Annotated in this window: 14 protein-coding genes, 4 tRNA genes and 1 pseudogene; 11 read left to right on the forward strand and 8 right to left on the reverse strand. The window is 69.7% G+C overall.

Translation table 11 applies throughout. The annotated features are described in order from the left end of the window. Nucleotides 1–134 precede the first annotated feature (134 nt). The 7 genes from AC5Y39_RS10140 to AC5Y39_RS10170 all read left to right on the forward strand — a co-directional run bounded on the left by AC5Y39_RS10140 (nt 135) and on the right by AC5Y39_RS10170 (nt 3,914). The gene (locus tag AC5Y39_RS10140) at nt 135–458 is read left to right on the forward strand and encodes a hypothetical protein (protein WP_500017414.1); all 324 of its coding nucleotides are present in this window, start codon (nt 135–137) and stop codon (nt 456–458) included. A gap of 28 nt (nt 459–486) precedes the next feature. Next, the gene (locus AC5Y39_RS10145) at nt 487–822 is read left to right on the forward strand and encodes a hypothetical protein (RefSeq protein WP_500017412.1); all 336 of its coding nucleotides are present in this window, start codon (nt 487–489) and stop codon (nt 820–822) included. Next, nucleotides 819–1,415 (forward strand): HNH endonuclease, encoded by a 597-nt coding sequence (locus AC5Y39_RS10150; protein WP_500017410.1) that lies wholly within the window; start codon nt 819–821, stop codon nt 1,413–1,415. The genes AC5Y39_RS10145 and AC5Y39_RS10150 overlap by 4 nt, the downstream gene beginning before the upstream one ends. A gap of 32 nt (nt 1,416–1,447) precedes the next feature. After that, nucleotides 1,448–2,017: a hypothetical protein gene (locus tag AC5Y39_RS10155; protein ID WP_500017408.1), complete on the forward strand. Its 570-nt coding sequence runs from the start codon at nt 1,448–1,450 to the stop codon at nt 2,015–2,017. A gap of 130 nt (nt 2,018–2,147) precedes the next feature. After that, entirely contained in the window at nt 2,148–2,984 is an 837-nt protein-coding gene (locus tag AC5Y39_RS10160; RefSeq protein ID WP_500017406.1) for a phage major capsid protein, read from the forward strand. Nucleotides 2,985–3,132: 148 nt separating this feature from the next. Further along, entirely contained in the window at nt 3,133–3,561 is a 429-nt protein-coding gene (locus AC5Y39_RS10165; RefSeq protein WP_500017404.1) for a hypothetical protein, read from the forward strand. Next, a complete protein-coding gene (locus AC5Y39_RS10170; protein WP_500017402.1) occupies nt 3,558–3,914 on the forward strand; it encodes a hypothetical protein in 357 nt (118 codons plus the stop codon). Before AC5Y39_RS10165 ends, AC5Y39_RS10170 begins: the two co-directional genes overlap by 4 nt. 99 nt (nt 3,915–4,013) lie before the next feature. On the opposite strand, the gene AC5Y39_RS10175 is transcribed toward AC5Y39_RS10170, so the two are convergent. From AC5Y39_RS10175 to AC5Y39_RS10185, 3 genes are all read right to left on the reverse strand, one after another. Then, nucleotides 4,014–4,088 (reverse strand) — tRNA-Val (locus tag AC5Y39_RS10175). 8 nt (nt 4,089–4,096) lie between these two features. Next, nucleotides 4,097–4,167, reverse strand: a tRNA-Cys gene (locus AC5Y39_RS10180). Between the two features lie 27 nt (nt 4,168–4,194). Then, a tRNA-Gly gene (locus AC5Y39_RS10185) sits at nt 4,195–4,267 on the reverse strand. A 174-nt stretch (nt 4,268–4,441) separates the two neighbouring features. Here AC5Y39_RS10185 and AC5Y39_RS10190 point away from each other — a divergent pair. From AC5Y39_RS10190 to AC5Y39_RS10205, 4 genes and pseudogenes are all read left to right on the forward strand, one after another. After that, nucleotides 4,442–4,513 (forward strand) — tRNA-Val (locus tag AC5Y39_RS10190). Between the two features lie 122 nt (nt 4,514–4,635). Further along, the gene (locus tag AC5Y39_RS10195) at nt 4,636–5,919 is read left to right on the forward strand and encodes a lipase family protein (protein WP_500017400.1); all 1,284 of its coding nucleotides are present in this window, start codon (nt 4,636–4,638) and stop codon (nt 5,917–5,919) included. 6 nt (nt 5,920–5,925) lie between these two features. Next, a pseudogene (locus AC5Y39_RS10200) lies at nt 5,926–7,100 on the forward strand (acyl-CoA dehydrogenase family protein). 343 nt (nt 7,101–7,443) lie between these two features. Further along, on the forward strand, nt 7,444–10,149 hold the full coding sequence (locus AC5Y39_RS10205; protein ID WP_500017398.1) for a hypothetical protein: 2,706 nt from the start codon (nt 7,444–7,446) through the stop codon (nt 10,147–10,149). A 4-nt stretch (nt 10,150–10,153) separates the two neighbouring features. Here AC5Y39_RS10205 and AC5Y39_RS10210 read toward each other — a convergent pair whose 3' ends face one another. From AC5Y39_RS10210 to AC5Y39_RS10230, 5 genes are read right to left on the reverse strand one after another with little or no spacing between them, the layout of a single operon-like run. Further along, nucleotides 10,154–11,950, reverse strand: coding sequence for a serine/threonine protein kinase PknE (locus AC5Y39_RS10210; RefSeq protein ID WP_500017396.1), 1,797 nt, complete (start codon nt 11,948–11,950; stop codon nt 10,154–10,156). 20 nt (nt 11,951–11,970) lie between these two features. Next, complete coding sequence (locus tag AC5Y39_RS10215) at nt 11,971–12,888, reverse strand: DMT family transporter (RefSeq protein WP_500017394.1); 918 nt, start codon at nt 12,886–12,888, stop codon at nt 11,971–11,973. 38 nt (nt 12,889–12,926) lie between these two features. Next, nucleotides 12,927–13,634 carry a GAF and ANTAR domain-containing protein gene (locus AC5Y39_RS10220; protein WP_500017392.1) on the reverse strand — a complete coding sequence of 236 codons (708 nt, stop codon included), beginning with the start codon at nt 13,632–13,634 and terminating at the stop codon, nt 12,927–12,929. Nucleotides 13,635–13,679: 45 nt separating this feature from the next. After that, nucleotides 13,680–14,177, reverse strand: coding sequence for a DUF1990 domain-containing protein (locus AC5Y39_RS10225; protein WP_500017390.1), 498 nt, complete (start codon nt 14,175–14,177; stop codon nt 13,680–13,682). Next, a complete protein-coding gene (locus AC5Y39_RS10230; RefSeq protein WP_500017388.1) occupies nt 14,178–15,098 on the reverse strand; it encodes a TIGR03619 family F420-dependent LLM class oxidoreductase in 921 nt (306 codons plus the stop codon). Between the last annotated feature and the right edge of the window lie 7 nt (nt 15,099–15,105).

Below are 15,105 nucleotides of genomic sequence, written 5' to 3' on the forward strand. Positions count from 1 at the left end.
CCCGCGCCGCCACCCCTGGCGTAGGCAGTGCGTATTTCCCGAACCGTTTTTCTTTTTGAAAACAACAGGAAGGCAGGAACGAGATGGCGGAGCCAAGGAGGCCGGCGCTGCGGGCCGTGAAGGACGGCGATGGCGTGAAACCAGCCAAGAAAGCCGCGGCCAGGCAGGCGCCGGCGAAGCGTGCGCCTCGGAAGGTGACGCCGGTATCGGTGACGGCGGCGGCGCGGTCGGGTGACCGCCGTCAGTTGCTCGTCGCGTTGCAGAACCGGATCGCGAAGGCGATCGACGACCCGAAGACGACCGGGCCGGCGTTCGCTGCGCTGGTCAAGCAGGCTCGCGAGCTGTCGGAGGCGATCGCCGAGATTGACCGGCCACCTGCCGAGAGGGACACGTCGGGTGACTGGTTGGAGGCGATCAAGAACATGCCCGCAGAACCTTGGGACGAGAGCTGTATCTAGCTCTGACCAGCAAAGAAAGGGAATGGAAGTGACTGACAGAGAAGACCTTCGGGCCGCGGCTCGGGAGTTGTTCGCCGATGTGGGCGAGCGCCCGTCAGGCCCGCGGCACCAGATGACGCTGGCGGACGTCGAGGACTACTCGCGCCGCTGGGCGCAGAACCGGGAGGCTGGCCGGTTCACGACCACCGACGCCGACATAGTGGTCGACGCCGACGGCCGGCCGTTGGCGGTGAGCCGATCGGTTCACCTGTTCCGGTTCAACTGGCTGGTGGTCGACCAGGCGACCGCGGACCGGCTCGGCATCACGGAGGCGGTCGAGGCCGGCGAGTATCCGGGTGTGCGCCTGATGCGGAGCGAGTCGTGAAGACGTGCACCAAGTGCGGCGAATCGAAGCCGCTCGACGAGTTCAACCGCGACAAGCGGCGCGGCGACGGTCGGAAGTCGCGGTGCAAGGCCTGCTGTCGCGCCTACCGGGCCGCGTACTACGCGGAGAACCGCGAAGCTGTCGCCGAGCGTGTTCGCACCTACCGGCAGGCCAACGCCGAGCGTGTTCGCGCCTACAGGCAGGCCAACGCCGAAGCGATCGCCGAGTACCAGCGCGGCTACCGCGCCGCCAACCGTGAGGCCATCGCCGAGCAAGAACGTGCGTACATCGCTGCGAATCGGGAAGCCGTCGCGGCGCGGCACCGCGCCTACCGGCAGGCCAATCCACATGTGAAGTGGGAAGCCAGCTACCGCAAGCGCGCCCGCCGGTTCGGTTTCGATCCGGTGGTCGAGTCGTTCACCCGCGCCGATCTGGTCGCCCGCTACGGCGACGCCTGCTTTCACTGCGGCGGCGAGTTCGAGGAACTCGACCACTATCCGGTGCCGGTAATCGCCGGCGGGGCGCACACGCTCGACAACTGCCGCCCGTCCTGTACTGCATGCAACCGCGGCCGGAACCAGGCCGTCGCATGACCAGCGATCAACCACACGAAGGAGAACAGCCGATGAGTACCGACGCCAGCACGACCGATACCGGCACGACGGCAGTCGAGCCCAGCACCGCGGAGACGCCCGGAACCGCGGCCGTCGACACGGAAACGCCGGAAGCCGGCTCTGAGGCCGGTACGGACGCCGCCGAAGACCAGGGCGACGCCGAGGTCGACGAGAACCAGGACGACGAGGACGGCGGCAAGGGCAACAAGGAAGCTGCCCGCTACCGGCGCCGGCTGCGCGCTGCTGAGCAGGAACGCGACACCCTCAGGGGGACCGTCGAATCCCTACAGCGCGCCGAGGTGGACCGCCTGGTCGCCGCCGAGTCGATGCAGCCGGCCGCTCTCTGGGCATCGGGCGCCGAGCTGACGAACCTTCTGGGCGATGACGGCACAGTCGACGCGGCGCGGGTGGGCGCGGCGATCAGCGCGGCCCGCGAGCAGTTGGGCATCCCGACCCCGCCGCCGCGGCGCAACTACGTCAAGGGTGAGGGCCATACCGTCGGGCGCCCCGGCAGCAAGCCATCGGGGAAAGACGCAATGGTGGCCGTGGTCCAGGGTCGCGGTGTCGCCGGCGACGACTAGCATGGGGTGCTGTGGCCGGGTGTGATCCCTGCGGGACGATCCGGCCACAGCGCAGCCCCCGGAGGGCAACCGCGAAAAGCCTTGCAGGCCAGCGGAAGTCGATAGAACTCGTCCTCCTGGAAGGCTCATCATGGCAACCAAGACCACCCCCACATCGCCGAAGGCGTGGGCACCGGACGTCACCGCGTTCGTGCCCGCTGACGTCGTTCCCGACGCGCTGATCCTCAACACGGCGACCGTCGTCGGCGCCATAGAAGGCGACGAGCCGGCCATCCGCGTCCCGTTCGTCGCCGACGATGGCGTTGTCGGTTTCGTCGCAGAAGGCGCCGAGATTCCCGACGCGAACCAGCAGTTCGATGAGGTCGTAGTGCTGACGGGCAAGGTCGCGGCGCTGGGCCGGTACAGCTACGAGACGTTGCAGCAGCCGGAGGCCGCGCGGATGGTCGTCGATTCGCTGTCGCGCTCGGTCGTGACGAAGGCGAACGCCGCGTACCTGGGCAACGCGGTCGACGGACCAGGCCCGGTCGGGCTGCTCAACGCGGCCGGCATCGTCGATGGCGGCGCGGTCGCTGGCGACCTGGACGCGGTGGTCGACGCCGTGGCCGGCATCGAAGCCGACGGCGGCGCGGCTACCCACATCATCGCGGCGCCGGATGCGTGGGCGTCGCTGTCGAAGCTCAAGCGTGCGGCCGACTCGAATGAGTCGCTGGTCGGGGCTGGCACTGTGGCCGCTACTCGGGCGCTGCTCGGGCTGCCGGTGCTGGTGACGCCGGCCATGCCTGCCGGCTCGCTGCTGGTCGCCGACCAGGCGGCAATCATCGGGGCTCAGAGCCAGGTTCGGCTGGCACGCTCCGACGACGCCTACTTCTCGTCGGATTCGGTCGGCGTGCGTGTGACGTGGCGCCTGGGCTGGAAGGTCATGCACGCGGCGCGCGTCGCGAAGCTGACCATCGCCGCGGCGCCGTAGCCACCAGAACCGTCTCCCGGTGAGCGTTGAGGGTTCCACGTAGTCCCGCGCCGGCGCTCACCGGGAGGCATCACAACGGTGACGACGGCCGGGATTGCCGTAGCCAGCGATCCTGGCCGTCGTCACCCATGAGCGGGAGGCCGCGACCATGACCGATCCGACACCGGACACAGGGCCGCTGCTGACGCCGGCGGACCTGGCGAACTTCGCGACCATCCCGACGGCGAAGGCCGCGGCGATGATCGAAGACGCGTTGGCCATGGCTGCGGTCGTCGCGCCGTGCATCACGGCCGACGGGTTCGCGCACCGGGCGGCGGCGAAGGCCATCGTCCGGGGCGCGGTACTCCGCTGGCATGAGGCCGGCAACGGCGCGGCCGTCTCTCAGTCGTCGCAGTCGTACAGCCAGACGATCGACACCAGGCAGCCCCGGAAGGGCATGTTCTTTCCGTCGGAGATCGCCCAGTTGCAGAAGCTCTGTCGGGCCGGCCGACGACACCGGCGGCGCGTTCGCGATCGACCTGTTCCCGCCGGCCGCGCCGCGGCTGTCGGCGCGTCAGCAGTTCGAGCGCGACGTTGACACCATCTGGTGATCCCCGCGCGCCGGCCGGGGGCTGGCCGGCGGTCGGTGTCGTGGTCCTGGTCCACGTCGTCGGCGTGGGTTCGACTGCCGCGTTCTCTCGGTTCGACGACGGGACGAACGGCGCAGAAGTTTCGACCGCAGACGCGGCTGAGCAGTTCGTCGCGCGGCTCGGGGAACGCGCCGACCAGTTGCGCGTTGCGGTGTCCGGGCTGGTGAAGACCGCCAACGAACGCGTCACGCCCGCGGAGTCTCGTCGGAGCCGGCGCCGTCGTCGGACCGCGCAACGTCAGCTTGCCGAGCACTTACGCGATGGTGGCGATCAGACGCCAGAGCAGCGACCAGACGCGTAGCGCACGCGCGGAGATGGCGCATTAGACGGCTCTCGCGCCGACTCAGGTCATATCTAGGTCACGCGGACCCATTCTGCGGGTGAAACCGCAGGTAGAACGTGGTGCGCGGTACTGGGATTGAACCAGCGACCTCTTCCGTGTCAGGGAAGCGCTCTCCCGCTGAGCTAACCGCGCCTGGGTAGAGGTGGAGACGGGAATCGAACCCGTGTGCACGGCTTTGCAGGCCGTTGCCTCACCACTCGGCCACTCCACCGCTGGGTTTGATGCGACTGCACCTTCGAGCGGATGACGGGATTCGAACCCGCGACCCTCACCTTGGCAAGGTGATGCGCTACCAACTGCGCTACATCCGCGCGCCACGGACGAGAACGTCGCCACGTGCGAACCGAAACGATAGTCCACCCCAGTATGGCCGCACAAATTCCTCGGCCGCTCTCCAGACCAGCCCTCTGCTCGGCGTATTCTGGCCGAAACTGCCGCCCGTGCTAGTGTTCGACGTCGTTCGCCGGGTCATGGTCCGGGTGCGCGGTCTCGTAGCTCAGCGGGAGAGCGTCCGCCTCACACGCGGAAGGTCACTGGTTCGATCCCAGTCGGGACCACCGAGTCATCCATCTTCACCGCGTCAAACCCTGAGCGCCGGCAGTCGACGAAAAGCCCTTAGCTGCAACCACTTTCACCAGTCGCAGCAAGACGCCACCCTGCTTGGTGCACCATAGGACCGATGACTGCACCACTGTGGCAACCCAGTGGCGTTCCGCGAGCGGCCCTGGCCGTGCCGCAACCCAAGGACGATCCGTTCTACTCCTACACGGGCGACAAGCCGCTCGAGGACATCGCCCCCGGCACGGTATTGAAAACCCGCAGCTTCCCGTACCACATCTTCGGCTTCCCGACGCTGCTGGAAACCACGCAGCTGCTCTACCGCTCTACCAGCCAGGCCCGCACTGCCACCGTCAACGTCACATCGGTCATCCGCCCGCTGATCCAGCTCGGCGACACGCGGGTGATCTCTTACCAGTCCGCCTACGACTCGCTCAACCAGAACGACGAGCCGTCATACGCCATCTCGGGCGGCTTCACCCTCGGCGGAATCGTGCCCGGCGTCGAGGCCGCCGTGTTCGGCCCGCTCCTTGCCGAGGGCTACACCGTCGTCGTCCCCGACACCGAGGGTCAGCGCGCCGACTTCGCCGCCGGCCCCGAGTACGGCATGAACACCCTGGATTCCCTGCGCGCCGCGTTCAACTCACCGGCCGTCGGCCTGCCCGCCGACGCGCGCGTCGGGATGATCGGCTACTCCGGCGGAGCCATCGCAACCGAGTGGGCCGCCGAGCTGGCCCCGACGTACGCGCCCGACGTCAACGCCCGCCTGGTCGGCGCCGCCATCGGCGGCGTCCTCGTCCACCCGGCCCACAATCTTCACTACGTCGAAGGCACCGGCTTTTGGGCCGGCGTCATGCCGATGGCGCTCGTCGGCATCGCCCGTGCCTTCGGCATCGATTTCACGCCGTACCTCACACCGTTCGGCGTCAAGGTGTTCCACGAGATGAAGTCCGCGTCGATCGTCAACGTCCTGCGCCACTATCCGGGCCTCACCTGGGCGGACCTTGTCAGCAACGAGTTCCCGACCCCGGAAACCATGGCGCTCTACGTCGAGCACGCCAACAAACTGATCATGGGCACCGGCGGCACGCCGACCATTCCGCTGTTCATCGGTCAGGGCGCCAACGGCGATCTCGAGGGCACACCGGGCGACAAAACCGGCATCGGCCCTGGTGACGGTGTGATGATCGCCGGCGACGTGCGCACACTGGCGTCGCACTACTGCGCAGCCGGCACTCCCGTGCACTACGAGCAGTACGACGCGCTCAGTCACATCTGGAGCGTTCCGGTGTGGCTGCCACGAGCGATCGGCTGGCTCAAGCAGCGCTTCGCCGGCGTGGCCGCGCCGCAGAACTGTTCGTCGATCGCGCCGGGAAATCCGCTCGACCCGATTCCGATGCCGTAGCAACCGATGAAGAAGGGGCACGACGTGCGCGTGGTTGATCTGGCCCGAGGGATGCGCGAGCTGGTGCTTTCCGAGGCCGCCGAATCCGAGCGATTGCGCACGCTGTCCCCGGCGATCGTCGACGCGATGTGGTCCAGTGGGCTGCTGACTGCCTTCAACCCCGCGCCGGCCGGCGGTGTCGAGCCTTCCTTCGCCGAGATGATCGAGACGTGGATCGAAATGGCTTGGCAGGACGGCTCATTCGGCTGGATCGGCATTGCGAACCTGCCGCTTTCGCCGCCGCCACCTACCTTCCCGACGCCGGTTTCGCGGAGGTGTTCACCGCCAACGACAACCGCGTCGCGCTGGGAGGCCAGTTCTTTCCCAACGGGCAAGGCACCGTCGTCGACGGCGGCTACCGGGTGAGCGGAGCATGGAACTTCGGCTCTGGCACCGGGCACTCGGCGTACATCGCCGCCGGTTTCATCCCGATGGACGACGGCCAGCCCCGCTGGATCAGCGACGGCGTTCCAGAGCTCCTGGTCGCGTACGTGCCCCGCGACGAAATCACCTTCACCGACGGCTGGCACGTCCAAGGCCTCAAAGGCACCGGCTCCTACGACTACAACGCCCACGACGTGTTCGTTCCCGAGCACAGGACGATGCCGTTGTTCACGCGCGAGCCGTGCCGCGGCTCTTCGCCGGCCAGCCGAATGGGGCTGATGGCCGTTACCGCAGCCGGCCATGCGTCCTGGGCGCTGGGCGTGGCCAAAAGCATGCTCGACGACGTCGAGGAACTCGCGGCCACCAAGGTGCGGATGAGCGACATGGCCACCTTGGCCAGTCGCCCGACGTTCCAGAAAGGGCTCGCGCACCACGTCGCGGCGTGGCGAGCCGCACGTCTGCTGGTTCTGGACGCGTTCACTGCGGCCGAGGCGGCGGTTGCCGCCGGTGGCCAGCTCACGCCTCGGATGCGGGCCGACATGCGGGTCGCCGCCGTGTACGCGACCGACACCGCGCGGGCCTGTGCCGAATGGGCTCATCTGGCCGCGGGCACCACCGCGATCCGCGAGGGCAGCCGCCTCGAACGCGCCTTCCGCGACATGTACACCGGCACGCAACATGCGTTCATCAGTGAAAAGGTCGCAATCGACGCCGCGCAGATCTGGCTGGGGATCACCGAAGACCAGTACGGGTTGTGACCCGAAGGCCCAGCGCGCTGAAAACCGTTGTGCAACAAGCATTTCTGACACGGTGCACGCCGACGGAGTCGCTGACGCTGACGGCCCGACGCTAGCTGGCCGCCGCGCGACCGACACGTGCGGTCACCGTTGCGCCTCTCCTTCGTATCGTTTCCATAAAACCAATTGTCGCTCCGGCTAATTGGGCAGCGCCGCGTTACGTTCGGCCGCGAACAAAGACGGCGACAAGGGAATCTGGGGAGACATGTCACGGACCACAAATCGCATGGCGATGATCGCCTGTGCGACGACGGGAGCTTATTGGGCAATCCTGGCCCTGTGCCCTCAGTCGACGGCGAGCCCGATGACGTTTACGACTCCGGGCGTGCCGTGCGTCGCACTGCTGCAAGACCTTGCTGCCTCGCCTGCCAACCTGCCGCAGGCGGTCAAGAATGGGCCGCCGGCCATACCGGGCGTGTTCAGCCCGGCGCCCGCGCCGGGGGCTGCGGGGCTACCAGCCGCCGCGCCTGCGACCGCGCCTCTTGCGGCGAGCACCGCCGACGTCCTGCCGCCGGCCGCAGCACCTTTGTCGCCGGTCCCGGCGGCCGTGCCGCTGTCGCCGGCTGCGGCCGCCGTGCCGCCAGCGGGCCTCGTCGAAGGCGTGCCACCGGGCCAAGCCGCGGTGGCAACGCCACCAGCCGCCGCTGTTACGCCCCCGGCCGCAGCGGCGGTGCCCGGTGCGCCGGCCGAAGCTGCCGCCGCGACACCGCCGGCCGCGGTGGTCAACAACGTCCCGCCGACGGCGGCCACCGCTCCGGCACCGCCGGCGGCGGCCACCGTCCCGGCGCCGCCGGCAGCTGCCGCGACTCCGCCGGCCGAGGCCGCGGTCAGCACCCCGCCCGCGGCCGTCGTCGACAGTGCACCTGCCGCTGCCGCTGCCGTGCCGGGTCCGCCCGCCGCAGCGGTAGCCCCACCCGCCGAAGCTGCGGTCACCGCACCGCCCGCGGCAGCTGTCGGGGCCGCACCACCGGCCGCCGCGGCCGTTCCGGGAGCGCCGGCAGCAGCCGCTGCTCCCGGCGTCCCAGGCGTCGGGGCCGTCCCGCCCGCAGGTGTCGTGGGCGCCATTCCGCCGATGGAAATCCCTATTCCGGGCGCTCCTGCGGCCGCCGCCGCGCCGATGGTTCCAGCCGCTGCGGCGGTTCCGCCCGCCGAGGCCGCTGCCGCCGTGCCTCCGGCAGCGGCGGCCGTGCCGGCGCCGCCGGCTGCTGCTGCCGCGCCCGTGACCCCGGCCGCCGTGGCAGTTCCGCCCGGTGAGGCCGCTGCCGCCACGCCACCCGCGGCCGCCGGCGAGAGCGCACCGCCGGCTGCCGCCGGGGTCCCGGCTCCTCCCGCCGCCGCTGCGATTCCACCGGGTGAAGCCGCCGCGGCTACTCCGCCCGCCGTGGCGGCTGTCCCGGCACCACCGGCCGAGGCCGCTGTCCCGGCGCCACCGGCTGCGGCCGCCGTGCCGGCCCCGCCGGCCGGAGAAGCTGCGCCACTGGCACCCACCGCGGCGGCGGCTCCGCCTGCCGAAGCCGCCGCGGCGACACCGCCAGCCGATGCCGCCGCGGTGTCGCCGCAGTCTGACGTGGTTTCTGCGCCAACCGAAGGGCCGTCGGCAGGTGGCCCGGGTGTCGGCGCGGCGCCGGGTGCTGCCGGTCAAGGTGCGCCCGCAGCGGGTGAAGAGGTGTCACGAGCAGCAGCCGCCGCCACTCCGCCCGCCGAGGGGGCCGCTGCAACCCCGCCCGCGGGAATCGTCGACGCTGGTCCGCCCGCGCCGGCCGCCGCCCCGCTGACCCCGGCCGCCGCGGCCGTTCCACCGGCTCCGGCAGGGTTGCCGGCACCGCCAGGAGCTGCGGCATTGCCGGCACCACCGGGTGCTGCCGCCGTGCCTGCCTCTCCGGATGCTGCTGCGGTTCCGGCGCCGCCGGTGCCGGTGGCCGCTCCGCCGGCGGCGGCAGCGGTACCCGTACCTTCCGCCGAGGCTGCGGTTCCCGTACCTCCGGCCGCCGCGGCTGTTCCGGCGCCGCCGGCGACCGCCGCCGCTCCGGGCGCACCGGCCGCGGCCGCGACACCTCCCGTCCCGGCGGTCGCCGCCACTCCGCCGGCAGCCGTCGTCGCACCCGCTCCTCCTGCGGCTGCCGCTGCACCGGGTCTGCCCGCGTCGATAACCACCCCGCCGATCCCGATCGTGGCCGGCACTCCGCCCGTCCCGATCGTCGCCGGGACGCCGCCCGTGTCGGCCGCCGCACCAGGGGCTCCCGCGGCCGTCGCCGCCCCGATGGTTCCGGCCGCTGCGGCGGTGCCGCCAGCCAGTGCGGTCGCCGCCACGCCGCCTGCGGCGGCGGCTGTCCCGCCCGTGCCCGCGGCTGCGGCCACTCCGCCGGTTCCCGCCGCCGCAGCGGTTCCGCCCGCGCCGGCTGCGGTGAACGTTCCGCCAGCGGCCGCAGGTATTCCGGCGGCACCGATCCCGAGCGTGATGGACGCCCTTCCACCGCAGGTCAACGCGGTGCCGGTGGCGCCGCCGGCCAGCGTGGCAGAGACCCTTCTCCAGACGCTGCACGACTCGGGGCCCCAACTCGCCAGCATCCCGGGGACCGCCGTCAGCTCCGTCGCGACCGCCGCGCAGGAGCTCGGGCCCGGCGCCCCCGCGGCTGCGATCACCCCGGAAGCTGGCGTGGTGGAGGGGGCGCCGCCCGCGGCGGCCGCTGCCCCGTTGTTCCCGGCCGCTGCTCCGCTGTTCCCGGCCGCGGCGGCGGCGCCACCGGCCAACGGCGTGGCAGGCCTGCTGCTGCCGACGGCAGCCACCGCACCCTCCGCCATCCCGGGCACGGCCGGTGCCATGCCGTCGCCGCAGCTCAACTGGTCGACGTTGTCGAACCTGCCGACCTTCCCGCAGCTGTTGCCTCAGCAGCTGGCGATGCCGCACGACCTCGTCTGTGAAGGCACCGCCTGGCCGGCAACCGTCAACTCGGCGCTGCCCATCGGGGCGGGCCTGCCGCTGCTCACGCCAGGACGCCCGGCGCACTGAGCGGCTAACCCAGACTGTCCAGCCACGACGAATCGGAGGTGTCCAGGCGCGTCGTACCGTCGAAGACCTGCGGCGTACCCGGCTCTGACATCAGCCCCTGAAGGGTGTCGTAAGCGTTGTCCGCCTTGGCTTTTGCCGCACCGAGGTTCTGGCCGGAGGTGATGCAATCGCTGACATTCCCAGACGCGCCCAGCGATTGGGCCAGCTGCGCGAGCTTCGAGTCGGACGGATCGGTGGATCCGTTCTCCTTCGGCTGGAAGTCGCTGGCGAACAGCCCGACGTAGAAGTCGGTGTAGAGCTTCGGGTCGTTCGCCGATGCGACGCACAGCGACGCCGCCAACGCCCGGGTGGAGTAGTCACGACTCGGCGACGCGTCGTCGAGAAAGTTCAGCAGGTGGTAGTGCACAGTGACCTTTTTGTCGTCGATCGCGGTCCGCAGGTCGTTCGCATACGACCTGACGAACTCGCCGCAGGCGGGGCAGATCGGTTCGTTGAAGACGTCGAGCGTCTTGGGCGTGTTGGGCGCGCCGACGGACACGCTGTCGTCGAGCACTTGCAGCTTGACGGTATTGGCCGGCGGGTTGGGCGATCGCGTCAGCCACAGCACCAGGCCGGCGACCAGTATCACGACACCGATCACTGCCGCCGCGCCTGCCAGCACCCACTTGGTGTGGTTGCGACTCGGCGGCGGGGTTGGGGGCTGGCTCCAAAACTGTTGCGGCACAGCTGAATTCGGCCCGGCCCACATCGTCGGTGGCTGGGCCGGCCACTGCGGTGCGCCCGGATACGGCGGGGGAGGCGTGGCGAACTGCGGTGGCGGCGTGGCGAACTGCGGTGGCGGCGTGGCGAACTGCGGGGGAGGTGTCGACGCGCGCGGCGGAGGTGTCAGCCTGTCGGTGCCTTGGAGGGTCTGCGGCAGGGTGGTGATTTGGCTGCGCTGCAAGATGTCGGACGCGCGTTCTTGATCGGGTGCACTCAGAGCGTGATGCGCGGCCAACGCAAGGTCGCTTGCGGCGGGGTAGCGATCGGCAGGATTCTTGGCCATGCCGCGGGCGATCACGTCGTCAAGGCCCGCTGGGATCCCCGGACGAGCGGCGGTTGGGCGGGGGATGGGCGCGGTGAGGTGTGCCGACATCAGCGCAGGACCCGTGCCGGGATACGGCGGCGACCCGACCAGCGACTCGTACAGCAGGCACGCCAGGGCGTAGATGTCGGCGCGCGGCGTCACGTCGGCCGCGGTGAACCTTTCGGGTGCCATGTACAGCCACGTGCCGATCGTGGCGCCCAGCTGGGTGAGCTTCTCGTCCGTGGTTGCACTGGCAATGCCGAAGTCCACCAGGTACGCGAAATCGTCGCCGGTCAACAGGATGTTGGCCGGCTTGACGTCACGATGCATCACCCCGGCGGAGTGTGCGGCGTCCAGCGCTGAGGCGACCTGGCGGATGATCGCCACCGCACGCGGCGGCGCCAGCGGCCCGAACCGGCTCAGCACCGAGCCCAGATCTGTGCCCTCGATCAGGCGCATGTCGACGAACAGCTGCCCGTCGATCTCGCCGAAGTCGTGGATCGGCACCACATGCGGCTCCTGCAGCCGGCCCGCGATGCGGGCTTCGCGCTGCATCCGCTTGCGGAACACCGGATCAGCGGAGAACGCCGTCGACATCAGCTTCAACGCCACCCGGCGTTCGCGAACGGTGTCCTCGGCCTCGTACACCTCACCCATGCCGCCGCGGCCCAGCAGCCTGATCAGCCGGTACGGGCCGAATTGCGTGCCGGCGCGCGACTCCTCGGTGCCGCTCACCTGCAAATGATGGCAGATCGCTACCGCGACGCGGGGCGCGACGACGAGCCCGCCCGATGCGTCAGCTCGGCCTCCAGCTGCTCTTCGTAAGCACCTTCGTCGCGGCCCAGCGCGATCGTCGCCGCCGCCATCGCGCCGACCGCGATCGGCAGCGCCACGGTTTCATACCCCGAGACGCTCAGGTGCTCGTTGAGCACCAACGCGCCCAGCAGCACGGCGACCACCGGCTCCAGCACCAGCATCGTCGGCACCGACAGCTGCAGCGCACCGGCGTGAAACGCCGACTGCTGCAGCAGCATGGCCGTAACACCAAGGGTCAAAAGCAAATACAACGACGGCAATCTCAGCAGGGCCTGTGCGCCGTCTTCGGCCAGCTCGAACATCACCAGCTTGGTCAGCACCGCGATCACGCCGAACAGCGCACCTACCGCGACCCCCAGCAGCACGGCGCGTCGCCGCCCGGCCGAGCGCGCTCCCACCACCACACACAGCACGACGATCGGCGCGATCACCGCGGTGGCCACCGACCACGCCAACTCCTGACCGCGGTAAAGACCCGGTCGCGGACGGGCCATCACCACGAACAGCGCCAGCGCCACCGTCAGCACCACGGCCCACGCCCATTCGGTCCGGGTGACGCGGCGATCGGCGAGCCGAGCCGATAGCGGCAGCGCGAACAACAGCGACGACACCAACAGCGGCTGAACCACCAGAAGCGAACCGTGAGCCAGTGCCGCCGCCTGGCACAGATAGCCGGCCACCGCCACCGCGGTGCCGATCCACCACAAGCGCTTGCGCAGCAGCGTCTTGACCATGGTGGTGCTGATTCCCTGGTCGTCGGGCACCTCCAACGTGGCGCGCTGCCGGACCACGATCCCGATCGCCATGCAGATAGCGGCCAGCAGCGCGAACAGCACCACCAGCCCCTGTGCCATCAAAGCCTTTCCCCGTATGAAACCGCCCGAGGGTATCCACGCTAACTTGCCGTCGGACGTGACTTCTCGACGAGTTCGACGGCGATGCGGGCCAGCGGCACATTGGAGTCCTGCGACAGCTTGCGCAACATCTCGAACGCCTGGACCGGTCCGATCCCATAGCGCTCCATGATCATGCCCTTGGCCTGCCCGATGATGTCTCGGCTGGCCAAGGCCTGGCGGAATTGCTCGTCGCGGCGGGCCGAGTTCCACGCCACCGCCGAATGTGTGGCGAAGATCAGGCCCACCTCTTCACTTTCGTCGTTGAACGCGTGAGGCTCCTCCGCGTAGACGTTCAGGGCGCCCATCGACTGGTCGGCGATGAACAGCTGAAACGCCATGATCGACCGGATCGGGGTCTCGGCCAGCGCGTCCCTGCGGTAGCGCGGCCAGCGGAAGTCCTCATGCAGATCGGCGATGTGGAACGTCTGCTTCTCCCAGGCCGAGGCCAGACACGGCCCCTCTTGGTGACGCTGCTGGATCTGGTCGAGCACAACGGCATAGCGGTGGGTGGCCGCCGGAGTGTCCACCCGCTTGCGGTTGGTGGTGACGGTGACACCGGCGTACTTCGCGCCGGGAATCTCTGCCGCCGCGTGCTCGGCCAGCTCGGCGATCACGGTGTCAGAGTCGGCTTCCGGCCGGTCGTGGAGCGCACGGACGATCTCCGCGATGCGGCGGTACGCGCTGTGGGCCTCGAGCGGCTCGCTCACGGCGTCAACCGTACGCGGCGGGATGCAGCACCGGAGGCCATTGCGTCACACTGCCGAGAGGTAGCGCTTGGTGACGATGCGCTGGACAAGTGACGTGACCGGTCCGGCCGCCTTGCTCCACCACGTCGCGTGCCGGGAGAACGCTACGACCTCGGCGTATACGGCACCGTCGGTCGGGTCGAAGCGCACCGCGAACAGCTCCTCGCCGGACTCGGGGTGCCCGGCCAGCGTCCCGTAGGCGAACCCGCGGCGGTTCTCGTCGTCAAGCACGTACACCACCCGGCACGGTGCTCGCACTGGTCCGAGCCGGACCATCACCACCGAACCGACGTCGGCGACCTCGGTGCTGGGCGTCACGCGCGCCCCGGCGCCGCGCAGCATGCCCCACCGCATCACCTTGGCCGCCGCCTCCTCGAACCGCTGCCGACCGGTGCCTATCCGCGCGGACTCGCTGACGTGCCGATAGCCGTCGGGCATCCGGCCGCGGGTGGCGCCGACATCGGGGTAGGTGAACGGCAGCGCGCGCAGCCGGGCCAGGTCCATTCACGGAACTTTAGGCTTGATCTCCTCGATCACCCATTGGGCGTAGTCGAGGTAGGCGTCGACGTCGCGCACCGGGGGGATGGGCACGCTCGTCATCGTGACGCCCAAACTCGCGAACCAGCCGAGCCGGTCGATGATCTCGGGTGCGGTCATGCCGGGTTGCTGGGTCGGGTCGTCGACGACGACGTGGCCCTCGCCGACCAGAGACGTGCCCAGCCCGTACACCACCTCGAACGGTCCGCCGGAAAAGGTCGGCTGCGACTTGAGGTAGTGCAGCTTCGCGGGTATCTGCGCGGGTGGGGTGAGAAAGGGAAACCAGCCGGTGGCGAAGCGGGCTGCCCGGCGCAGTGCGGCCGGTGCATCACCGCCGATCCAGACAGGAATGTGCGGCTGCTGCAACGGTTTTGGGGCAAACGCGACATCATCGAATGAGACGTACTCGCCCTCGAAGCTCGGCGAATCGCTGGTCCACAACTCGATGATCGCGGCGAGGTACTCGTCTGCCATGCGTCCTCGTTCGTGGAACGCCACCCCGAGCATCCGGAACTCCTCGGCGTCCCAGCCCACACCGAACGCGACGCTGATCCGGCCGCCGCTGAGCCAGTCGGCAGTCGCCAGCGCTTTGGCCATGACGATCGGATGTTGCAGTGGCAGCAGCGTGACGGCGGAACCGATCTGTATGCGGCTCGTGACACCGGCGAAGAATGCCTGGGCGACCGTCGAGTGGAAGTAGTGCGGCCCCGACAGTTCGACATGGGCATGCGGTACCACGAAATGCTCTGGGACGACGATCATCTCGTAGCCGAGTTCTTCGGCCCGCCTGGCAACGGCGGCCTGGTCCGCGCCCGTCACGCTGTATTCCCACGGCTGTGTCAGCGCTTTGAGCTCGATCGTGTGGGGCAGCGGCAGCGCGAACTTCATGGCTACC

The sequence above is a fragment of the Mycobacterium sp. NGS39 genome (assembly GCF_059812765.1).